This is a genomic window from Zhongshania sp., assembly GCF_047636175.1.
Lineage (GTDB): Bacteria > Pseudomonadota > Gammaproteobacteria > Pseudomonadales > Spongiibacteraceae > Spongiibacter.
The window spans coordinates 1-22431 of sequence record NZ_JBLIKC010000037.1 but is presented as its reverse complement, the minus strand read 5'-3'; the positions used below and the strand labels follow the sequence as shown (position 1 = coordinate 22431).

The window sequence follows — 22431 nt, the reverse complement described above, 5'->3', positions numbered from 1 at the left end:
CTGGACGAACATATTTAATGTATGCAGCAACACCCGCCGCTAGACCACCACCGCCAACCGGCACAAAAACAGCGTCCAGTGGCCCTGTCACCTGACGAAGAATTTCCATACCGACAGTGCCCTGACCAGCAATAATTTCTGGATCGTCGTAGGGGTGAACATAAACCATGCCCTTTTCATCAACCAGTTTTTTGGCAAAGATCGAGGCCTCGTCATAGGTATCGCCATGCAATATAACTTTGCCACTACGGGCCCGCACCGCATCCACTTTAATTTGCGGCGTCGTTCTAGGCATCACAATGGTCGCCTTAACACCAAGTTTTAAAGCAGCCAGCGCCAAACCTTGGGCGTGATTACCGGCCGAGGCCGCAACCACACCTCGGCTTAGCTCTTCGGCACTAAGGCTCATCATTTTGTTATAGGCGCCGCGCAGCTTAAAAGAAAATACCGGCTGCAAATCCTCGCGCTTCAACAAAACCTCGTTAGCCAGTCGCTTGCTCATTAAATTCATGCGATCAACGGGCGATTCTATAGCGACATCATAGACACGAGCTTTCAGGATTTTTTTAACATAACTCTCGGGCATGGCTCTGTGCGGTCTCCATTACTGCGCAAAAAATACGCAAAAATTCAGCTAGCGAGTCTACCGCGTCTAAAGACAAAGCGCAGCAAACCCGCAGCATACAAAGCGAAACAAGTACCGGCGCCAGCCGCCTCGTTTACGCCCCTCTTACTACTTAACTACAGCGGCAAATCGCAGAACCCCAAACCGAGGCCCGCGGACCGCAGATATTTGCACCTCGCAATTGACCGCTAGCAATTTTATACTTGTTCACAATCTACCCCCAGCGCAATAAACAGCAAAGGTCGACAATGACACAAGATGAGCTAAAACTTGCGGTAGCACAGGCCGCAATTGATCACATCACGCCGGCCATACTCGATGGCGAAATTATCGGCATTGGCACCGGCTCCACCGCCAACTTTTTCATCGACTTATTGGCAAAATTTAAAGGTGACATCAAGGGCACCGTTGCCAGTTCAGAAGCATCTGCGCAGCGCCTGCGCAAACACGGCATAGAAGTCTTTGAGCTAAATACCACCGGCACCATTGCGGTATACGTTGATGGCGCAGATGAGGCCAACGAGCGACTGGAATTAATTAAGGGCGGCGGCGCAGCCCTAACCCGAGAAAAAATTGTCGCCGCAGCCAGCAAAGAATTTGTTTGTATCGCTGATGGCAGCAAGCTGGTCGGCCAACTCGGCGCCTTCCCTCTCCCCGTAGAAGTCATTCCAATGGCGCGCAGTTACGTGGCACGGGAGCTCGTTAAATTGGGCGGCAACCCGGTCTATCGCGAGGGCGTAACAACAGATAATGGCAATATCATTATTGACGTCTACGACTTCATGATTAGCACGCCGCGTAAGACCGAAGAAGAACTCAACAACATTACTGGCGTAGTCACCAATGGACTTTTCGCCTGTCGGCCAGCCGATGTACTGCTGCTAGGCACCCCGACTGGGGTGAGAATTCTCAAAGCCTAACTGTGTGCCACTAGGGGCGATTTACAGCCCCTAGTAATTTACTACCCTGCCAATAGCCCCGCTTTTTAGCGACCCACTATTACCTATCATCGCACCACAGTCTCAACTCTCAAAAAATCACCTAATTCAGCAAGCAAGTGGTCACCGGAACTCAGCGGCCCAACACCAGCCGGCGTACCTGTTAACACCACATCACCGGGCATTAAGCTAAAACTGTGGCTAATTTCACTCAATAAATTTTCAACACTAAATAACATATCGCCACAGCTGCCCTGCTGTTGCACGATGCCATTGCGGCTGAGGCGTAAAGTCAGCAATGAAAAATCTAAGGCCTGATCAAAAACAACAAACTCGGCCAGCGGGCAAGCGCCATCAAATGCTTTGGCGCGCTCCCAGGGCTGCCCCTTTTTCTTGAGTTCATCTTGCAACTCCCGCAAGGTCAAATCTAATGCCAGCCCAACACCAGCAATGGCAGCGCGACTTTCTTTTGGCGCCGCCCTACTCAGCGGCTGCCCAATCAACAAGGCCATTTCTAATTCGTGGTGACAGGCGCCTAAACCCTCAGGCAGCGCCAATGGCTCAGCCATTGCCACCATTGCAGTTCCGGGCTTCATAAACAACAGCGGCGATGTCGGGATCTCATTACCAAGCTCTTTGGCGTGATCTGCATAGTTGCGACCTACGCAAACCGCCTTGCCCGCCGCATGGGGGAATTCAGTATGATCGACAAAGCGATGGCTATACCTCAGCATAGTGACAAACCCTTTCTAAAACTCGTCGATCAATCAAAAATCTTGCCTGGATTCATGACCCCTTTAGGATCAAAAATCTGCTTAATTTGCCGCATTAGGCCTATTTCTATCTCTGAGCGCGAATAAGGTAAGTAGGCCTTTTTAAGCAGCCCCACGCCATGTTCCGCCGACACGCTGCCACCAAACTTGGCAACAATTTCAAATACGCCCACACTCACCGTGCTGCATTTATCAAAGAACTCGTTTTTATCCATGTCATCAGGCTTAAGAATATTGAGGTGTAAATTGCCGTCACCAATATGACCGAACCAAATAATTTCGAAATCTGGATACTGAGCGCTGACCAAGGCTTCAACCGATTCCAGAAAGTTCGGCACGCGAGAAATAATGGTAGAAATGTCGTTTTTGTACGGCGTCCACCTGGAAATGGTTTCCGAAATATCTTCACGCAGGCGCCATAAATTTTTAAGCTGCTCCAGACTCTGGCTCATCACGCCGTCAGTAACCCAGCCCTCTTCCATGCAAGCCTCAAACAAAGCCATCGCCTGCGCCTCAACCTCGTCATTTAGGCACTCAAATTCTAGCAGGGCATAGTAAGGGCAAGTCGATTCAAAGGGACGCGGCACGCCGCTATGGACAACGACCTTCTGCAGGGCCTGCTCTGAGAAAAACTCAAACGCCGTCAGATCCATCTCCGCCTGAAAGCGATTAAACAAATTCATAATGCCGCTAAAATCTTCAACCCCCAACACAAAGGCAGTGAGATTCTTGGGCGGTCGCGTGAGCTGCATGGTGGCTTCCACAATCAGCCCCAAGGTGCCTTCAGCGCCAATAAAGAGCTGACGCAGATCGTAGCCGGCATTATTTTTCAGCAAACCGCGATTTAGCTCCAATATATCGCCATTACCTGTCACCACCTTCAAACCCGCAACCCAGTCGCGGGTCATGCCGTAGCGAATCACTTTAATACCACCGGCGTTGGTGGCGATATTACCGCCAATTTGCGACGAACCAGCCGATGCAAAATCAACGGGATAAAATAAGGTGTGCTCCTCGGCAAAATTCTGCAGCTGTTCAGTAACCACCCCGGCCTGGCACACTACCGTGCGATCTATCGGGTCGAAGTCACTGATATGGCTCATATAATCAAAGGACACCACCACTTCGCCATTCGCCGCTACCGCGCCGCCACTCAAACCGGTGCGCCCACCCGACGGCACTATGGCAAATGCTAATTGATTTGCCAGTTTCACCACCGCTTGCACCTCTAAAGTCGTGCGGGGAAATACCACTGCCAAGGGCGCCGGGGTATGGACTCTAGTCCAATCTTGGCCATGACTTAACAGGATTTCAGCATCACTGCGTACTTTGTCGTTACCGACTATCGCCTGTAGCTCACTAATAATGGTTTCGGAGGACGGTAAGGGGCTTGTCGACATGGTAAAAATGCCTCTCTGAATAGCACTTGGGAAAGACGCTTATGATACCATACTGCGCTTTCACTGTACCTCAGAGTGGGGCGAACATACTCATGGCAAAAACATCCCTCGACAAAGCCAAAATCAAATTCCTATTATTGGAAGGACTTCACCAGTCCGCTGTCGATGCCCTGCATACAGCAGGTTACACCAATATTGACTACTATCAGAAAGCCCTGCCCGACGATGAACTTAAGAAAAAGATCGCCGACGCCCATTTTGTCGGCATCCGCTCGCGCACCCAGCTCACCGCAGAAGTGCTCGACGAAGCGAAAAAACTGATTGCAGTCGGCTGTTTTTGTATTGGAACCAACCAAGTTAACCTACAGGCTGCCACCGAGCACGGTATTGCAGTATTTAACGCGCCGTTCTCAAACACCCGCTCGGTCGCCGAACTGGTTATTGCCGAGGCCATCTTATTGATGCGCGGTCTGGCTGAAAAAAATGCCGCAGCTCACCGTGGTGAATGGCTCAAAACGGCTGTTGGCTCCTATGAGATTCGCGGCAAACGCCTCGGCATCATTGGCTATGGCTCAATTGGTATGCAGCTATCTGTTATTGCCGAAAGCTTGGGCATGGATGTCTGCTTTACTGATGTAGTCAATAAATTGCCGTTGGGTAATGCCAGCCAAGTCAGCATGGGTGAGTTACTGGCCACTTCTGACATTATCACCCTGCATGTGCCGGAGACGGCATCGACTCAGATGATGATCGGCGCCAATGAATTTACCCAAATGAAGACTGGCGCAATTCTAATTAATGCGGCGCGTGGCACCGTCGTGGATATTGACGCCCTAGTGAATGCTTTGCGCGACAATAAATTAGCTGGCGCGGCAATCGATGTTTTCCCAGAAGAGCCGCGCAGCAATAGCGATGAGTTTATTTCACCGCTGCGCGACTTTGACAATGTATTTCTGACCCCCCATGTTGGCGGGTCAACCGTCGAAGCCCAGCTTAATATCGGCATGGAAGTCGCAGATAAACTGGTCAAATATTCAGACAACGGCACCAGCACCTCATCGGTTAACTTCCCGGAAGTGGCGCTGCCAGCTCACCCCGGCAAACACCGTATTCTGCATATTCACCATAATGTTCCGGGAATACTCAGCGCGATTAACCTGATTTTTTCTGACAACAACATCAACGTTTGCAGCCAATATCTGCAAACCAGCGAGCAAGTCGGTTACGTGGTAATGGATATTGACGAAGGCTCTAGCGAGTTTGCAGTTGAGAAATTATTGCATGTGAAGGGCACTATTCGCTGCCGCGTTTTGTTCTAAACTCACTACTTACAGGAAGCCTCGTCGAAAATGGCTGACATTCTCTCCCCCGAACTCGCCGCCTTGCTAGACAAGCGGGCGCTGGTAGGAATCAGTTATTTTGATATCACCGGCGATGCCCTGCAGCAGAGAATGCTGGCCGGCACTGTGGTCAGAGTCACAATAAAAGAAGGCATCACCCTGCGCCAAACTGACGAGGAAGAGTTCACTCTGCCCTCATCAATGGCGTCATGGTTTGTCGCCCCAGCGGGAGATTACAAAACCGGCGACGGGGAAGCCATTAACAATCCAGACTACTTAGTGACCTGGGATGTGCATCGCTGCCAAGACAAGAGCAAGCCAGAGGGTGAGCACCAATGGTGGGAATGGGTGGCGAATACTACGCCACCGTCGGTGGGTTAATCCTCGAACCTCTGCACATAGCTTAGGCCAAAGCAGGAAATCATTGGGATACTTTTAGCAGGGACTGCCTGTGTCGAATGCCTTCGCGATTAAAACTGAATTTTCTAGTATGGTGTTAAGAGACCGGATAGGAAGCCAATGTTTTTCAATTCCATTTTCAACGCGCACTCCTATGTGCTTGCTTACTTAGCAGCCAAATTGCCCCAGTTCTATTTAGCGCTTTACACCTTCACAAGATGCCTATAGATAATCATCGCAGGCCTGCCATAACTGCTCCCTAAACGTCTCAGCCTCTTTCGCCAAATGATGTCTAGCGCCTGGCACATGAATGATTTTGGCATGGGGAAATTTGCGCTGAATGCGCGGCAAGTTATATTGCCAATCAACCGTGTCGTCCTCATCACCCTGTAAAATCAACATCGAGCTGGCCACCGGCGCTTGGCGAAGAAACCATGACTGCCATTTTTTTAGTGCCCCCACCCAGCTCACCGGCAATATTCTCGCTTGCAGGGGATCTCTCTCGCGCAAAAATTCCAGAAAAATCTGATCGTCAGAATTATCGGCAAATTTACGCGGCAGACTATGAATAAAGTATTTTAACAGCGCATGCGCTGGTCTACCCCAACCCCACTTCGTAGGCCGCAATAGCGGCGCCAACAGCACCACGCGATCAAAATCGCCCTCACCGCCGCTCAATAGATGTGACATTAGCACGGCACAACCGGTGCTTTGTGCCAAGCCAACTCGCCGCGCCGGCAAGCCAAAATCAGCAACCACTCTAAAGGCATCGCTCAAGACTTGTCGATAACGCATAAAGTCATCAATGGCCGCACGCTCTCCGGTCGACAAACCGTGGCCCGGCAAGTCATAGGCAACAACGGAATACCCATGCTTTAAAAAATAATTGATAACATTATTAAATAAACCAACGTGGTCGTAGTAGCCGTGATAGACAAAGGCCGTGCTGTGGGCGTCCGGCAAACTAAACACCTGCATTGCAATGCGTTCGCCAGCGCTGTCAAAGCCACCAAATAAATGCCTAAGCCCCGAATAAGTCGCTTCAAAATTGGTGTCAAAGTAGCGGCTGTAGGCTAGCGCCCAATCGAGATCGGCAATCACACTGTTTACCGATATATCTGGCAGCGATGGCAAGTTGAGCGGGTCAAAATCTGCAGACCAAGTAGTCAATGGAATTGCTCCAAAAATAGCTTATTCAATAAAATCGCTTACCAATATGCCGCCTCAGTCATAACCGAACTAAGCAGAGGGGAGTCTATTCAAACCCTAGGCAAATTCAGCAGCCTGAGCCGACAAGGCCTGCTGCACAAGTTTACGACTGGATTCGTCAGGCAAACAAAGCACACCGCCAGACTCACTTTCTAGCTGAGTAAGGCTAACCGCAACAATGTCTTCCGCCGCCCACCACAGCTCATCTGGCACCCTACTGGCATCGGCCTTAGCCATAGGCCCCCGGTCACCAAAATCACTGCGCGTATAGCCGGGACACAAACACTGAACCCGAATACCGTCTGCCTGCACTTCCAGCTGAAGCGCCTGTGAAAACATGGTTAAAAACGTCTTGCTCGCGCCATACACTGCAGAATATTTCAATGGAAAGAAGCTGCCGAGCGAAGACACGTTTATCACCACGCCACGTCCCTCTTGTTTCATATAAGGTAAAGCGGCGCGGCACAGTGCCAAACTGGCATTGCAGTGCAAATTCACCATGGCCATCTCTATATCTAAATCAGATTCGGCAAACTTCCCAAAGCTAGCAAAACCGGCATTATTAATGAGTATAGTGACCGGGCCTTTCTGGCGAATAGCCTCCATTACCCGAGTAACACCCTCGGTAACCGTCAAGTCTAGGGCAAAGCTAGTAATAGTTAGACCGGGGCTCTCTAGCTCGGCCACCACCTTAGCTAGCTTAGCTGGATCACGACCAACCAAAATCATGTCCTTGCAGCGGGGTGCAAGTTGCAACGCAAATGCCCGTCCAATTCCTGCCGAGGCACCTGTGATCAATGCAATTTCTGTCCGCGAAGGCGTGCTCATTCCCTATCCTTTTTTTATTTACCATCTAATCGGTCCGACTAATCGCTACAACACTAATCATTGCGACCCCAATCGGTGCGATATAGTACCTTAGGTGATATTGCTGGCAAACCACTAAGCAGACATCCAATACCATGCCAGCAAAGCCCATAAGCTAAGCTTATTTTAAGCAGTAAAAGCAATACGCTAGCGAAATACCACAACAGCGGCGAAAAAGGCGTGCACAAAGGCTACAAAAATAGCACACCGCTGTCATTCCTTAAGACTTAGCCGACATAAGCTGCGGCTGGCCCAGCCGGGATGATTTAGCCTATTTAGTCGCAGCCAGTTTTTGCCAAGTTTCTTTGCCGAGCTGCGCAATCAAACTCTTTTTATTTTCGCTCAACACTTCTTTTCTAGCTACCGCAATCAACTCATCGCGGACGTCTGGCTCAACCCCAGCCAGAACATATAAATGGCGCTGCGGGCTTGCCGTTTTCTCCAAAATTCTCATTCCCTTGAATTTGGCGACCCGAGACCAATCATCTGCAGCCGGCGATACCAGCAGCGTTTCTGGAGGTAATTCGGCAGTAAGTTCAGCCTTGGCATAGTCAAGCAACTTACTCACTACGGCCACCATCGCTACCTTTGCGGCAAGCCGGCTCTGAAGTGAAATGGATGGCAGGCGGCTTTTATCACCATAAGCGAGGAAGTCAGCGCCCTCATAAACATCGAGATTACACACCCAGGCAGGGGCGTCGCCCCGGTCGCTATCCGGATAAGCACATTCAGCCCATACCGGCGCCGCGAATAAGCAAGCAAATACGATACTCAGCGGCAAAAGTTGTCGCATGTTTCCACTCCAATTACGATTATTCTGCGGAAGCCTACAAGGAAAGGTCTGATTCAGCCACCACTAGCGCAAGCGTAACGTGGTAAAGCACGAGCTTTAAAGTGCCTCAAAAGCAAAGCAAAACCTGAGTGCTTCGGGGTTTGTATTAAAATGACGATACCGCTTCCTGCAAAAATGCCTGCTCTTCAACTGACGACGGCCGCCCCAAAATCTCATTGCGATGCGGGTAACGACCAAAGCGAGAAATAATCTGTTGGTGGGCAAGCGCAAAGTCGTAATTTTTCTCTATGCCTAAGGCCTTGTAAAGTCGCAGGGACGCACTTTGAATTGCTAGCGACTCACTGTGCATATAAGGCATATATAAAAAGACGCATTGCTCGGGTGTCAATTCAGCTTCGGCGTGAACGCGAATCGCTTCCTGCGCCAACACCAAGGCCTGACCATCAGCTGCAAAGGCGCTAGGGGTATTGCGAAAGATATTGCGAGAAAACTGATCCAACACAATGATCTCCGCTAGTCGGCCCATTGGCTTATTGCGCCAAGAGTATAGCTCTCCGGCTATCGCCGCCTGATGAATGTCACCAAAGCGACTAGCGATAGTGCTATCAAGTTTAGCGCTACTGCCAAACCACGCTGAAGGCGGTAGCTCAGCAAACCAAAATTCCATTATTGCGCGATAATGCATAGCTAGCGGCTACTCCTTGTTTCTTACAAACACTGCCTATTATCACCATAAATCCATAAACTGTAAGTGCGGAATTACCCTGATTCCGTCAGACACTGTTAGAATATGTTACGGCAACAAGGCCACACAGTGTTCAGGAGAGGCCGATGCCCAAAGCAAAAACAGTTAATTTCGAAACTTCGCTCACTGACCTAGAAAAACTAGTGCAGAGCATGGAGTCTGGTGAACTGAGCCTAGAAGACTCACTAAAAGCCTTCGAAAACGGCATGCAGTTAAGCCGTGATTGTCAGCGTGCACTCGCTGATGCCGAGCAAAAAGTGCAGCTACTAATGGAAAAAGACGGCGACATCGTCAGTAAAACTTTAGATACGGATAACTAATTGATGAATAGAGAGTTTTCGGACTTTCTCGCTAGCTGTCAGCAACGGGTACAAAGCGCACTACCAGAGCGGATGCAAAATACCGGCAGCGAATTTGCCGATATTGATGCGTCTACCCGTCTACACACTCTGAGCGAAGCCAGCCTATACAGCCTTCTCAATGGCGGCAAACGAGTGCGCGCCACTTTGGTTTACGCTGTGGCGCAAGCCCTGGGCAGCAACGTCGAAGGACTAGACGATATTGCCTGCGCTATTGAAATGGTGCACGCCTACTCTCTGGTTCACGACGATTTACCCGCCATGGACAACGACAATCTGCGCCGAGGCAAGCCCACCTGCCATATCGCCTATGACGAAGCGACCGCCATTCTGGTCGGCGATGCCCTGCAGGCACGCGCATTTGAACTACTCGCCAATCTGCCAGGCGAGCAAGACAGCACCAAGCTAGCGTTAATCCGTCAGCTTAGCGCCGCAGCCGGTCCACGGGGCATGGTCGGCGGCCAAGCCATTGACCTCGCCGCAATAAATCAACAACTCGACCTAAGCGCATTGCAAACCATGCATCAGCTTAAGACCGGCGCGCTAATCCGAGTCGCCTTGAGCATGACGGCCAGCTGGTGCGAAGCTCGTCCAGACCAGATCACCAAACTGGATGAATACGGCAAGGCAATAGGTCTGTCGTTTCAGGTCCAAGACGATATTATCGACATTGAAAGCAACACCGAAACGCTGGGCAAAACCCAAGGTGCCGACCAAGCCCGAAACAAACCCACCTTCCCCGCCCTCTTGGGTCTCGCTGGCGCCAAGGCCTTGGCTGAGGAATTACATCAGCGCGCATTGACCGCCCTCAGTGACTTTGACAAGCGAGCCGACCCATTGCGCGCGCTGTCGCACTACATTATTGACCGCCAATATTAGGGCGTAGACACGACGCGGCTGCATCAGGTTTTTTCGATTGTTTGATAGGCGCATGCTGAAATGACCATAATGCTATATACGGATAGGTAAAATAGTACAAATTCGTTTACAATCTTGCCCCTTTCACAGGTTCTGGGTTTACGTTAGATGTTTCAGGAAATCCCCCTTACAAGGCCAACCACACCATTGCTGGACACGATCGACTCCACAGCCGATCTGCGTCGCCTGAACGAAAATGAATTAGGCGCGCTGGCCCTGCAACTAAGGGAATACTTGCTTTACACCGTGGGACAAACCGGCGGCCACTTTGGCGCGGGACTCGGTGTAGTCGAGCTGACCATTGCCCTGCACTATATTTACAACACCCCAGAAGATCGCTTGGTATGGGATGTTGGTCATCAGTGTTATCCCCACAAAATTTTGACCGGCCGTCGCGATCGTATGGACGGCATGCGCAAAGCGGGCGGGCTTGCCGGTTTCCCTAAACGCGAAGAAAGCCCTTACGACACCTTTGGTGTAGGCCATTCTAGTACCAGTATCAGCGCCGCATTAGGCATGGCGATCGCTTCGCGTCAGCAAGAACTCGACCGCCATACCGTGGCGGTGATTGGCGACGGCGCGATGACCGCCGGCATGGCCTTTGAAGCCATCACCCATGCCAGTCACACCGGCGCGAATATGCTGGTTGTGCTCAATGACAATCAAATGTCGATTTCCAAAAATACCGGCGGCCTGAACACTTACTTTTCCAAAATGTGGGCGTCTAAAACCTACAATCAAATACGCAGCAGCGGTAAATCCGTCCTCTCAAAATTCCCGCGTTCAGCCACCGACATTGCCGCCAGACTTGAAGAATATATGAAGGGCATGGTGTCACCGGCAACCCTGTTTGAAGAACTGGGCTTTAATTATATTGGGCCCATAGACGGCCACGACCTCAATATTTTGGTGCCCACACTGCGTAATTTGCGCGAGCTTCCCGGCCCGCAAATGCTGCATATCATGACACGCAAGGGCAAGGGCTACACGCCCGCAGAAGAAGACCCAGTGGGTTTTCACGCGATCTCTAAAATTGAACCCAAACCCATTAACAGCCAGATTCCCACAGCGAAAGCCAAGCTACCTAAATACCAAGACATCTTTGGTCGCTGGCTTTGTGATCAAGCCGAATTGAGCCCCGAGTTGGTCGCCATTACGCCCGCCATGTGCGAAGGCTCTGGCATGCTCGAATATTCTGAACGTTTTGCCGATCGCTTCTACGATGTCGCCATTGCCGAGCAACACGCTCTAACCTTTGCAGCGGGCATGGCCTGCGACGGCTTAAAGCCGGTTATCGCTATTTATTCCACATTCTTACAGCGCGCCTACGACCAGTTAATCCACGATATTGCACTGCAGAACTTGGATGTCACCTTTGGTATTGACCGCGCTGGACTGGTCGGTGAAGACGGCCCAACCCATGCCGGCGCCTTTGACCTTAGCTTTTTGCGCTGCATCCCGAATATGATCGTAATGGCACCCGCCGATGAAAACGAAACGCGGCAAATGCTTCACACCGCTTATCATTACCCAGGCCCAGCCGCTGTTAGGTACCCACGCGGCACAGGTCCTGGGGTAGAAATTCAAAAGGCGATGGCGCCACTGGAAATAGGCAAGGGCCGCATTGTTCGCGAAGGCACAAAAATCGCGATTCTTAGCTTTGGCACCTTATTGAGCGCGGCCATCAGTGCCGCAGACGCAATAGGCGCTACGGTTGCCGATATGCGCTTTGTAAAACCGCTGGATACTGAACTGATAGACGCCCTAGCTGACGATCACACCCTGCTGGTCACGCTAGAAGAAAACGTTATTGCCGGTGGCGCCGGCAGCGCCGTGTGCGAATACCTTAACCAGCAAGGCCGCTGGCTACCGGTGCTGCAATTAGGCTTGCCAGATCAATTTATTGACCATGGCAAACATCAGCAGTTACTGCGCGATATCGGCTTAGACAGCGAAGGCATCATCGCCAGCATTCGCCGCCGCGCCGCGGCCATCCCCGAACTTCAGGCCAGCCTAGCGGCAACTGCGCAACACTAAATCGACGATATGGATATTGCGTGAGGCGGCTGTACGGAGCCGTTTAGCGCCCTGCAGAAAGAGGCTGCGACTAACTTCAGGGCTGTAGGTAGCAACCTTATATTGAACAACTGCAAAGATCAGAATGACACTCTGCAAATTAATAAAGCGCCTGACTACTAGGCTTTATTAATTTGAATAATAATCATCCTAATACAAATGGCCAAGCTTGCCCGATTTGGTTGCTAAGTATTTTGCATTGTGGGGGTTTTGTCCGGTTTGCAAAGGCAGGCGTTCAACCACTTCTACACCCTGATCGGTAAGCGCACTCACCTTGCGTGGGTTATTGGTCATTAATCGCACTTTGCTGATGTGCAGGTGTTCGCACATTACCGCCAACAAACTGTAGTCGCGCATGTCTGCACCAAAGCCCAACTGCTCGTTCGCTTCAACGGTATCGGCTCCGGCATCCTGGAGTTTATAAGCGCGAATTTTATTCAGCAGGCCAATGCCACGACCTTCTTGCCGCAAATAGAATAGCGCGCCCGTGCCCTGCTCCGCGATTTTCTCTAGCGCGGCCCGCAATTGTGAGCCGCAGTCGCAACGCATGCTAAATAAAGCATCGCCCGTCAGGCACTCTGAATGCACCCGCGCCAACACAGGCTCACCATTGCCGACGTCGCCAAGGGTAAGAACGACGTGCTCTTTACCATTATCGGTGTCCTCAAAACCATGAATATCAAACACCCCCCATGGGGTGGGAAGTTTAGAGGCTTCTATAAAACTAACTGCCACGGGTATCTCCACGAGCAAAACCGGTGGCGCATTTTATCAGCACCGCGGCCGCGAGGCGACTATTGCGCCAAGAATCCTTGCTAGCAATATTAATAACGTGCCTTAAGAACCAAAATATTGTCGCGCTCTTGCAGATCGACATGCTCTAAAAAGCTCATTCCCAGCAGAATCACATGGGGATCATCGCCATCAATAACCACTGCGGCGACCTCTTGGGTCTTGATATCACCGACCTGTACCCGGCTCAATACAATACCGAAGGCCTTTTTTACGCCGCCAGCAGTCGCCACGGAGGTGGGCCTGCCATCTAAATAGGAAATCCCCAACTGATCGGCCTGGCTAGCGCTCATCGTCACCGACGTTGCGCCGGTATCGACCAAGGCATCAGCAATGCGGCCATTAATGCTGACGCGGGTCCGATATTGCTTGCGATTGTCTTTGTGTAACGACACCGAGCTTGGTGACGCCTCGCGATAAATAGTGCCGATCCGATTGCTCAACGTCAGGGTTTTGCGCTGACCATCAATATCTATCACCGCCTCTCGGGGTGTCGCAGACACCAGTAACAATCCCGACGAATCCCGCTGGCCGGCCCTTAGAAATTGTTGATGACCGTCAATTTCTAGCAGCGCCGCCTGCTCAAATAGCCCTCGCACCACTATCTGCGCAGGCGCGGCCTGCAAGGTAATACTTACCACAGCGAGCAACACGCCTGCCATAAAACGCGAGGTCACGCCGCCATCTCGTGCATCGCCATAAGCTCTGCCACCACCGCTTCGGGATTGTCGGCTTGGGTAATCGCACTGACCAGTGCCACGCTACCCACACCCGTAGCTAAGACATCTTTGGCGCGTTTGAAATCAATACCGCCAACCGCAGTTAAGAGATAATCTGCCGACAACATCGCCACCCAACGTCGCAATTGCGGCACACCTTGGGGCGTCCAAGGTACGTTTTTATTGGCAGCGGAGTATATTGGCCCAATCGCAATATAGCTGGGCCGTAAACTGTGGGCTCGCGCAACTTCATTATAAGTATGAGTAGTGATACCCAGACGCAAACCAGCATTAGCTATCGCCGCCATATCGGCAAGATCCAAATCCGCCTGCCCTAGATGAACGCCGTAAGCCCCTTCGCTAATAGCCAGCTGCCAGTGGTCATTAATCAAAACTCGGGCATTAAACTGCTTGCCCAGAGTGACAGCCTCGCGCACCTCTTGTTGCAGCGCTTCGCCGCTTAAATGTTTTACTCGCAACTGAATGGTCTTCACCCCACAGGCCAATAACCGTGAGATCCACGCGGCACTATCCACTATCGGGTATAGACCCAAGCCACCATCGCAGGACGCAAAGGTCAGACGGCGGCCATGATCCGGCAAATGACGACTCAAACTAGGTAGATCAGCCAGCCGCTGTGGCCAACCAATATGACCAACCGAGCCAGGGCCGCTGCCAAGTTGTACCGACATCCTCAAACCTTGGCTCACATAGGCCTTCGCGATCACCATGGCGTCGCTCAGTGCGTAACCGCGAGCCACTGCCGCCGCAATCGCCGACGATAAAGTACAGCCGGCACCGCGAGTATTGAGAGTGTCTATATTTGGACCACTAAGCCAAAACCCCTGCTCGCCGTCGGTCCAATAATCATGACGTTCATTATTGCGCGCATTTGCATGACCACCGGTAAGCAAGACTGAGCGCGCGCCCAGCGCGACAATATCAGCCGCCGCCCGCTCCACGTCGTCGAGGCTGTCAATAGATCGATTCAAGAGGCTCTCTGCCTCATGGAGATTCGGTGTGAGCAAATCAGCTCGGGGCAGTATTTTTTCTATCAACATATTGCAAATGCCTTCGGGCATTAGCTCGCCATTAATACTAGACGACATAACCGGATCGCACACAACAAAGCCTGGAAAGGTCTCTAGATACTTGCTAATCATCGCCACGACCTCTTCCGAGGCCAGCATCCCAAGCTTAATAACATCGGCTTGAAGATCGCTGTCTAGGGCGTTAATTTGCGCTGCAAGTGTGCGCCGTGGCGTGACGGACACATGACCGACGGCAAAGCTATTTTGTGCAGCAATGGCGGTGATAATCGTGCAGCCATGCACGCCAAAATCATGGAAGGTTGCCAGATCGGCCTGAATACCTGCGCCACCGCCTGAATCAGAGCCGGCAATACACCAGGCAATAGGTTTCCTACGACTTGCCATAAATTCTCAATTCTTTAGATGCGACTATCATGAGTATAGCGGAGGGTGGCAAAGGCGACAGAGCGCGGACGAAATATATAAGCATAAGACCCAATCATCAAACTCAGTGCTAACAATCAGCAAGCAGCTCAGCCGCTCCACATCGCGGCGTTTAACGAATAACGGTGTAGTCAATTATGCCCGCGCATTGAAATTAAAACTTAAAGTGTGTCTCCCACTATTAGCTTGCCATTATCAAACCCACCCCGTCATAAGATATCTCCACGATTTTAAAGTCTACAATCACCTCGCAGGGGCAAGGTCAAAGACCTCATTCTGCTTTAGCCTCCTTCGCCTGCCTGCAGCTCCCGGTCTACTTCGTTTTAAAACACCACGTTTATAGCGTATTAATGGTCCCGCAAGAAAAAATAGGCCCAAACAGATCTAAACAAGCAAATTACAAACGTTAAATTTCATAGCCCCTACTTATGCAATATACTAAGCAGCAACGCCGCGAGAATAATTAATGACCACGCTAATAGCAATTTGTGACTTCCTAGCCAAAGAATTCCCCCAAAGCCCGTGCCTAGTAGAGGCCATTGGCCCACAATCAGCCACGGTGCGCTACCAAGTTGATACGCAATCATTGCGTCCAGGTGGCACGGTGTCTGGTCCAGTATTAATGACTACCGCGGACGTTGGCTTATACGCGGCTATCCTCGGTGAGATAGGAATCGTCGCGCTGGCGGTAACCACCAACCTCAATATTAATTTTTTACGCAAACCCAGTGCAGATAAAGATATCATCGGTGAGTGCAAGCTCATCAAAGTGGGACGCCAGTTAATTATTGGAGAAGTGGCATTATATTCTGAGGGCGATGATCGTATGGTTGCTCACGCAGTGGGTACTTACGCTATTCCCAGCGAGTAAGGGCTAATCTTCGCGCTACACGAAAGCGCCCACGCAGCCATCGAACAAAAGATTGACACCCACCACAAACAAAAAGAAATAGCAGATGCGGTAAATAGTCTGCTCGCTCACCCTGTGCAATAAGTAAAACCCCAGACGCACACCCACTGGCGCCAAGGGCATTAACACCGCCGCGGTGACTAAATTGGTGTGATCAAAGCTGCCCTGCAAGCTGTAGGGCACCAGCTTAATGACATTTACCACGGCAAAAAATATCGCCATGGTGCCCATCAGTAAAGACTTTTCCATGCGCTGCGGCAGTAAATACATATTCACTGGCGGCCCACCGGCATGAATACCAAAACTGGTGAAACCGGCGACTGCACCCCAAAATCCACCGCGAATAACACTGGGCCCCTGCGCTATCACCGACGGCTTTGTAAGCCAGTAATTCAAACAAAAAATGACTGCAATTAGGCCGATTAAAATACGGATCATATCTTCAGATAAATAATGAAATCCCAGACTGCCAAGTGCAATGCCGATCACCGCACCCGGCAATAATATTTTTATATTGGCTTTGTCCCACTGGCCGCGAAAACTCCACAGTGCTACCGCGTCCATCACCAAGAGTATCGGCAGCAATATTGCCGCTGCCTGCACCGGCGAAATAGCTAAGCTCATCAGCGGCACCGACACCACCGCAATGCCGCCACCAAAGCCACCTTTCGCCATACCAAAAATCAGTATTGCTGGCACGGCACAAAAGTAAAAAAATGGGTCTACGATCACCAGAATAAAAACCTTATTTAATTAAACCTAAGCCACACTCGTGAGCGCAGTTTTTACATTAGCATCCAGCCTAACACCTACGGCGCCAAAGTATTTTGGCGGTCGTCGCCACAGATTTTGGCCTTTTTCGGGGCGACATTACTGGGAACTTAAACTCCTTTTCTCTTCAATCACATCCGCACTGATCCCAAGCTAATAAAGAATCCACTAATGAGGAACACGCCCAATGGTAGACCTTAAAAGATTCTATCTCCGACTATAATTCTCCACGGCAAGCGGCGCGGGCCCGCAATAAGCCCGCCAACATCCGCAGTAGCGTCGGCGTTGCGGTAGCATCCGCGCCCATGCTGGCGCTATAACTACGACGCGGCAAAAACCGGATTCAGAATACCGATCTCTAGCGTCTTCTCACCGCAACTAACTAGAACTCAAGGCGCAGTTTGGCGCACTTACTTGGATTGCTTTCGCAACGCGTCCTGATGGTGCGAGAAATCATCACCCTTGGCAAGGCGGTCATAGAGCACCACATTTACAGTGGCCGCCAAATTCATGCAGCCATTTGTGGGGATATAGACAATATCATCGCAAAAATCGGTAATCGCTTTTTTGAGGGTGCCATCCTCTGGACCAAAAATGTAGAAGGCACGGGCGGGATGCTTATAAGTGGTCAGCGACTTGGCCCCTTCTATTAGCTCAACCGCCACCGGCACGCAGCCAAAGGGGATAGTGTCTTTTAAATCTTTAACGCAAATAAGCGGCAATGTTTCATAGCTTTTCTGGGTATCGGTGTAAAAGGGCTTGGCGTGGTCGTAACGGGTTCCGGTATAAAACACCGAATTGACACCATAGCAGCCAGCAGCGCGCATAACTGCGCCAACGTTGTCAGGGGATTTAGGATTAAATAAGCCAATGCAGGCATAGTTATTTTTCATAGGGACTTCAAATTATAATTCAGGCATTAATTGTTTATGGATTGCGCCTAGAAAGCAAATCCTGCTCACGCCCTTAATCTTGGCCTCCCACCTCCCTTGCCAAGTGAAGGTGGGAGCCTACTCTCCAAATCGGTTTTTAGGGTGCGAATGCGGCGCTCGCCACATTCGCCACAGCGGCGGGGCGTCAGCGCCAAAGCTGAATTCCTCAGTGACCACAAAGCCGTGGCGCTCATACAGTCGCCGATTAGTGGGGGATGACGCCTCCAAATATGCCGCAATACCCTCTCGATCGCAGCGTTCAAGCACCGGCGCCAGCAGCGCTGTGCCAATCCCCTTGCCCTGCCAGTCGGGTAAAACTCCCGCAAAGGGCAGATAAAAATGCGCCTCCTTGGGATGATTCGCCTCCAGTGCCGACATTGCCAAAATCACTCTGGCAGTGGCGCGGCCAAATACCAAGGCGACCCTCGGCAGCAGCAGCCACTGCCGCAGCGGGCTAATCTCCCAGCCACCCGGAGGTATCCATGCCGCGGCGCCAACCACATTTGCGGTCGTCAGACACTCGCCCAGTGGAAACCACAGCTGGCGAGCCCAAAGATGCAAACCCTTGACCAGCAATGCTTGGCGGCGATTATCGTCTGGCAGTAGCCACCGAGTAGGCGGATCATCATTGAAGGCCAACGCCAGCACCTCGGCGAACTGCCGCAGTTCAGTCGCCCTGAGCTTGCGGACGGACCCCACTTCCAAATTTCGCCGCCCTTCAGTCAGGGGAAGCGCTGCTGCTATTATGCTGCTGGTCATATTACTTTCCTGAAAGCGTATGCGGTAAGCACAAAATAAATCCTAATATTTTTTCTTAACTGAATAGTTTTTTATTAGAACTCAAAAAAATACTGCCATATTATTAGATCGAGCACCTAAACAGGTATTTTTTGGCGGTGGTTAAACCAAAATAAGGCCACAAGACCTTTGCAATCACTAGCTATTATCATTATAGCTAAATCGCCTGTTGGATAGCCCCACGCTGCCTTAGCCAATAAAATAATTTGGCATTAATATTCCAATTTATACCTTTGTTTATTTGATTGACAGCTTCTGATGCACTGTTTATTTTTAAGTATCTTCTAGTTAAAAAAACACCCTAAGGTTTACTAAATAATTAGGTCTGAGACTATTGATACAAGTAGGCTTTTCAACGTGTAAGTATAGCTGGACGCGACCCAGTCAGTGAATTGAAGAGTATCAGCTCAACCACATTATGATGGTGACAAACGGTAACTGCCCGGCGTGAGATTTACGTATTTGACGCTGTATTACAAAAACGCCGCTGTAAAAATACCGATGCTATCGCCATAGCGCCCGCGGCCAACAAACAGTAGCAGCCAAGAAAAATCATTTGCGCCGGCAGACTCATGCCATGATCGATCAAGGTGCCCGTTATGCCGGGCCCTATGGCCGTTGCCAGAACCGCAGCCGAGACGGTAATAGAGCGCACAGCGCCGAGATTCGCAAGCCCATAGATCTCTGGCCAGAGCGCCCCAAAAAGTGTCGATGCTATGCCGTAGCTGATTCCGAGCAGCACCATCAGAATGAACAGCGTTATTTCCGCCCCGCTGTAGGCTAAGACGAAACAGGCAGCCGCAAGCGGCAGCAGGAAGTAGGGCAACACCAAGGTCGCGCTAAGACGGTCGATCACAGCGCCCGTAATCAAAGCGCAGCAAACCGTGGTCAGCGCCATTACCAGCAATGACATAGCGAACAACTGCGGTGGCCAGCTGTGCAAGGCCGTCAAATAATTCTGATGATAGAAGATTGTAGTGCCGATAAATGCTGGCGCCAGCACACCGGCGAGGAGTGCCCAGAATATGGGGTCTCTCAGAACTTCCCCCCGCGTCCAGCTGCGCACTTCCGGCAGGGTCGCTGCTTCCATTGAGGGCTGCGCGTGCGGTAGGCGATCTTGCTCGGTAAGTTCAGCTAAAGCTGATAGAGGCAGTGCTCTCGGGGTGCGGTAGCACCAATAAGCGAGCGGCAGACCGACGACCACTAAGGCAATGGTGGCTGCAAGCCAACCGACACGGTATCCGTAGGCAATGGTAAGCGCGGCAAATGCCAGTGGTATTGTGGCTTCGCCGCCCTGGTGGCCGAGCACAACAAGCGATATCGCCCTGCCCCTCTCGGCAACAAACCATCGCCCCGTCGAGGTCAGCGCGATGTTCGTCATCATGCCCTGACCAAACAGCCGCAGTAGAAAAATAGCGAAGACGAGCATGGGCAGTGAGGATGCGTAAGCGGCAAGCAATGTCGCCCCGGCCAGAATAGGCACCACCAAAGCTACCATAAGATGGGCCTGCACAACGTCTATAAGGCGCCCAACAAATGGAATACAAAGCGCGCTTGCCAGCGTAGCAAACATATAAAGTCGCCCGAACTCCCCATGCGTCAGCCCAAACATGGCCCGCCATTCCGAAACAGAGGCGGAGATGAAGTACGTTTGTCCAAAGCTGGAAAAGTACGTGAGTATAAATCCGCCGGCGATCCAGCGAAAGTTGCGCCTTATGAACTCAAACACTGCGATGTTTTAGCATTCACGCGGAAAACACACGGGGTTGTAGCGGCTGCGTATTGGCTCGCCGGCGTCGACGTCGGGCATAAACTTACGCCAATCGCCCGAGATCATCGTCGGAGCGGGAATGACACAGGCACCGTCTCCGAAATAGGTCGTTGCGAGAACCATCCGAGACTCCGTGGTGTTGTTGGGGCCGGCAGTGTGAAAGGACTGCGAGTGGTGAAAGCTGATCTCACCCAAGCCAAACGGACCGTCATCAACATCCACGCCGCGCTCCGCGAACACATTGCTAACAGTGCGGTCATAGCTCATGTCAAACCTGCTGCTCTCCACCGATTCGACCAGCCGGTAGGTCTCCATTCCGACCGCGAACGCGAGCGGCCCCATATTTTGAGGTATGGCCTGGAGCGGAATCCACGCAGTACAGACATTTTTACTGTCTATAGGAAAATGCTCTGCGTCATAGTGCCAGGGCGTCCGGCCACAGCCGGGCTCCTTGGCCAGCGCATTATCATGGTAAAGCCTGACGCGGTCGACACCCATCAGGGCTGCAGCAATCTCTGCTATGCGTGAACTGAGAACGAAGCGCCGAAATATCTCATTCGTCAGCCACATCATTTCACCGCTGCGAAAATCTAGGTTTGGGTTCTCGCCAAGTTCATCACGCAGCGTAGTGTCCATTTCCTGGCGCAGCAGGGCAAGCGCGCCGGGCGAGAGAACTCGCTTCAGCTTCACATAGCCATCGCGATTAAATTGAATGATCGCAAGCGGGTCGAGTTCATAGGAAGAGTTAAGCTCAGCCTGGAGCTCAGACATTGCTGGCAGTGGCCCGATATGTTCCGGCGCCTCAGTTTTTTCAACGGCAGACCCGGGTGCGAAGACAATCTCATTGTCTGCACTGGCCATATACTGATTCCACCACTGCTGGTTGTCATGCTGCCATTCACCCGACATCTCTTCTTCGCGATCTTGGGGCTTCAATCTAGACTCATCTGTCATTCAATCAACTCCTGACACCTTGGCATCGCGCAAGGTAAGGCCGGCCTGGCGGTGAGAAAAAAGCGTCATGCCGACGCGCTGTGGAAATCGATACTCACCGGAATCGAGGTGGTGGCAGGACGCAAGATAGCCTGCCAGTGGCTCGCGCAGCAGCATTTCTTCAAGGCTGAAAGTATCATCAAAAGCACAGCGCTGCAGATAAGACTCGAGGAGCTCCGGCCGGCCTGCAGGCACTACCGTAGTGTAATCAAGCACGCGGGTTTGCACCTGCATGCCAAGGTTTTTCAGCGCTGTTTCGACCTGAGCTCCATCACTGTATGGGGTGCCATCGCCACCCGCCATACTTGCGAGATATTGATCATAAAAACCGACGTAGTGACCATCGCGCATTCCCTGCGCAATGAAACCAAAACCGTCCTGCGCAAGTGAGCTGCACATCCGCGCCAGCCCCTGCTCGAGCTCCTCAGCTGGCACGCAGTAGAGTGCGTGCGTGGCCCATGCGATATCGTAAAGCCCTGCGTCCTCGTTCCAATCCTGGAGCGTGCAGCAAAACTCGGACCCTGCAGTGAACGGAGGGGCGAGTGCTTGTTTGGCCTCACGCAAGGAAAATGCGCTCGGGTCGAGCAAGTCGTAGTCGAGCTTAAAGTTAGCGGCATTAGAAAGATCGGCCACGCCGGGGCAGGCCAGTAACGCTTGCGGAAACTTGCCACTGCCGCAGGCAACATCGATCAAGCGGACTCGGCTTTTTCGGTTTGCCAGAGATTGGAATGCTGCCCCCCAATCATAGGCCTCAGCCAAATATCGGTAGTCAACGCGCGCCAGCTCGTAAAAGGCCTCCATCTCATCGCGCCCCTCGTCACTCCAATG

The 22431-nt window shown here is 51.6% G+C and carries 23 protein-coding genes; 7 read left to right on the top strand and 16 right to left on the bottom strand.

Going from position 1 to position 22431, the window contains the following annotated elements; genetic code table 11:
* On the bottom strand, nucleotides 1–586 hold a 586-nt coding region (locus ACI955_RS16245), incomplete at its 3' end, for a pyridoxal-phosphate dependent enzyme (protein WP_415244790.1).
* 287 nt (nucleotides 587–873) lie between these two features.
* Between ACI955_RS16245 and rpiA the strand changes: the two genes are divergently transcribed.
* The gene (gene rpiA / locus ACI955_RS16240; RefSeq protein WP_415244789.1) at nucleotides 874–1545 is read left to right on the top strand and encodes a ribose-5-phosphate isomerase RpiA; all 672 of its coding nucleotides are present in this window, start codon (nucleotides 874–876) and stop codon (nucleotides 1543–1545) included.
* Nucleotides 1546–1631: 86 nt separating this feature from the next.
* On the opposite strand, the gene ACI955_RS16235 is transcribed toward rpiA, so the two are convergent.
* Both ACI955_RS16235 and ACI955_RS16230 read right to left on the bottom strand, forming a co-directional pair.
* Nucleotides 1632–2294, bottom strand: a complete 663-nt coding sequence (locus tag ACI955_RS16235) for a fumarylacetoacetate hydrolase family protein (protein ID WP_415244791.1) — start codon at nucleotides 2292–2294, stop codon at nucleotides 1632–1634.
* 32 nt (nucleotides 2295–2326) lie between these two features.
* Nucleotides 2327–3736: an FAD-binding oxidoreductase gene (locus ACI955_RS16230; protein ID WP_415244788.1), complete on the bottom strand. Its 1410-nt coding sequence runs from the start codon at nucleotides 3734–3736 to the stop codon at nucleotides 2327–2329.
* Between the two features lie 92 nt (nucleotides 3737–3828).
* Between ACI955_RS16230 and serA the strand changes: the two genes are divergently transcribed.
* Both serA and ACI955_RS16220 read left to right on the top strand, forming a co-directional pair.
* On the top strand, nucleotides 3829–5055 hold the full coding sequence (gene serA, locus ACI955_RS16225) for a phosphoglycerate dehydrogenase (protein ID WP_415244787.1): 1227 nt from the start codon (nucleotides 3829–3831) through the stop codon (nucleotides 5053–5055).
* Nucleotides 5056–5085: 30 nt separating this feature from the next.
* On the top strand, nucleotides 5086–5457 hold the full coding sequence (locus ACI955_RS16220) for a hypothetical protein (protein ID WP_415244786.1): 372 nt from the start codon (nucleotides 5086–5088) through the stop codon (nucleotides 5455–5457).
* A 240-nt stretch (nucleotides 5458–5697) separates the two neighbouring features.
* Here the strand turns inward: ACI955_RS16220 and ACI955_RS16215 are convergent, their stop codons facing one another.
* The 4 genes from ACI955_RS16215 to ACI955_RS16200 form a co-directional block, all read right to left on the bottom strand.
* Complete coding sequence (locus tag ACI955_RS16215) at nucleotides 5698–6645, bottom strand: alpha/beta hydrolase (protein ID WP_415244785.1); 948 nt, start codon at nucleotides 6643–6645, stop codon at nucleotides 5698–5700.
* A gap of 96 nt (nucleotides 6646–6741) precedes the next feature.
* Nucleotides 6742–7512 (bottom strand): SDR family NAD(P)-dependent oxidoreductase, encoded by a 771-nt coding sequence (locus tag ACI955_RS16210; protein WP_415244784.1) that lies wholly within the window; start codon nucleotides 7510–7512, stop codon nucleotides 6742–6744.
* Between the two features lie 310 nt (nucleotides 7513–7822).
* On the bottom strand, nucleotides 7823–8344 hold the full coding sequence (locus tag ACI955_RS16205; protein WP_415244783.1) for a hypothetical protein: 522 nt from the start codon (nucleotides 8342–8344) through the stop codon (nucleotides 7823–7825).
* A gap of 145 nt (nucleotides 8345–8489) precedes the next feature.
* Nucleotides 8490–9029 carry a DUF924 family protein gene (locus ACI955_RS16200; RefSeq protein ID WP_415244782.1) on the bottom strand — a complete coding sequence of 180 codons (540 nt, stop codon included), beginning with the start codon at nucleotides 9027–9029 and terminating at the stop codon, nucleotides 8490–8492.
* A gap of 146 nt (nucleotides 9030–9175) precedes the next feature.
* Between ACI955_RS16200 and ACI955_RS16195 the strand changes: the two genes are divergently transcribed.
* The 3 genes from ACI955_RS16195 to dxs all read left to right on the top strand — a co-directional run bounded on the left by ACI955_RS16195 (nucleotide 9176) and on the right by dxs (nucleotide 12403).
* Complete coding sequence (locus tag ACI955_RS16195; RefSeq protein WP_368374698.1) at nucleotides 9176–9409, top strand: exodeoxyribonuclease VII small subunit; 234 nt, start codon at nucleotides 9176–9178, stop codon at nucleotides 9407–9409.
* Nucleotides 9410–9412: 3 nt separating this feature from the next.
* Nucleotides 9413–10327 (top strand): polyprenyl synthetase family protein, encoded by a 915-nt coding sequence (locus ACI955_RS16190; protein ID WP_415244781.1) that lies wholly within the window; start codon nucleotides 9413–9415, stop codon nucleotides 10325–10327.
* Nucleotides 10328–10474: 147 nt separating this feature from the next.
* Entirely contained in the window at nucleotides 10475–12403 is a 1929-nt protein-coding gene (gene dxs / locus ACI955_RS16185) for a 1-deoxy-D-xylulose-5-phosphate synthase (protein WP_415244780.1), read from the top strand.
* Nucleotides 12404–12592: 189 nt separating this feature from the next.
* Here dxs and ribA read toward each other — a convergent pair whose 3' ends face one another.
* The 3 genes from ribA to thiD form a co-directional block, all read right to left on the bottom strand.
* Nucleotides 12593–13177 (bottom strand): GTP cyclohydrolase II, encoded by a 585-nt coding sequence (gene ribA, locus ACI955_RS16180; RefSeq protein WP_368374695.1) that lies wholly within the window; start codon nucleotides 13175–13177, stop codon nucleotides 12593–12595.
* Between the two features lie 89 nt (nucleotides 13178–13266).
* Nucleotides 13267–13911, bottom strand: a complete 645-nt coding sequence (locus ACI955_RS16175) for a TIGR02281 family clan AA aspartic protease (protein ID WP_415244779.1) — start codon at nucleotides 13909–13911, stop codon at nucleotides 13267–13269.
* Nucleotides 13908–15389 carry a bifunctional hydroxymethylpyrimidine kinase/phosphomethylpyrimidine kinase gene (thiD, locus tag ACI955_RS16170; RefSeq protein WP_415244778.1) on the bottom strand — a complete coding sequence of 494 codons (1482 nt, stop codon included), beginning with the start codon at nucleotides 15387–15389 and terminating at the stop codon, nucleotides 13908–13910. Before thiD ends, ACI955_RS16175 begins: the two co-directional genes overlap by 4 nt.
* 505 nt (nucleotides 15390–15894) lie before the next feature.
* Between thiD and ACI955_RS16165 the strand changes: the two genes are divergently transcribed.
* Nucleotides 15895–16299, top strand: a complete 405-nt coding sequence (locus ACI955_RS16165; protein WP_415244777.1) for a PaaI family thioesterase — start codon at nucleotides 15895–15897, stop codon at nucleotides 16297–16299.
* Nucleotides 16300–16314: 15 nt separating this feature from the next.
* Here the strand turns inward: ACI955_RS16165 and ACI955_RS16160 are convergent, their stop codons facing one another.
* From ACI955_RS16160 to ACI955_RS16135, 6 genes are all read right to left on the bottom strand, one after another.
* On the bottom strand, nucleotides 16315–17070 hold the full coding sequence (locus tag ACI955_RS16160) for a sulfite exporter TauE/SafE family protein (protein WP_415244776.1): 756 nt from the start codon (nucleotides 17068–17070) through the stop codon (nucleotides 16315–16317).
* 449 nt (nucleotides 17071–17519) lie between these two features.
* Nucleotides 17520–18002 carry an RNA methyltransferase gene (locus ACI955_RS16155; protein ID WP_415244775.1) on the bottom strand — a complete coding sequence of 161 codons (483 nt, stop codon included), beginning with the start codon at nucleotides 18000–18002 and terminating at the stop codon, nucleotides 17520–17522.
* Between the two features lie 117 nt (nucleotides 18003–18119).
* Nucleotides 18120–18800: a GNAT family N-acetyltransferase gene (locus ACI955_RS16150; RefSeq protein WP_415244774.1), complete on the bottom strand. Its 681-nt coding sequence runs from the start codon at nucleotides 18798–18800 to the stop codon at nucleotides 18120–18122.
* A 493-nt stretch (nucleotides 18801–19293) separates the two neighbouring features.
* Nucleotides 19294–20568, bottom strand: coding sequence for an MFS transporter (locus ACI955_RS16145; protein ID WP_415244773.1), 1275 nt, complete (start codon nucleotides 20566–20568; stop codon nucleotides 19294–19296).
* A gap of 9 nt (nucleotides 20569–20577) precedes the next feature.
* Nucleotides 20578–21564, bottom strand: coding sequence for a phytanoyl-CoA dioxygenase family protein (locus tag ACI955_RS16140; RefSeq protein ID WP_415244772.1), 987 nt, complete (start codon nucleotides 21562–21564; stop codon nucleotides 20578–20580).
* Nucleotides 21565–22431, bottom strand: an 867-nt coding sequence (locus tag ACI955_RS16135; protein WP_415244771.1) for a class I SAM-dependent methyltransferase, incomplete at its 5' end; no start/stop codon positions are given.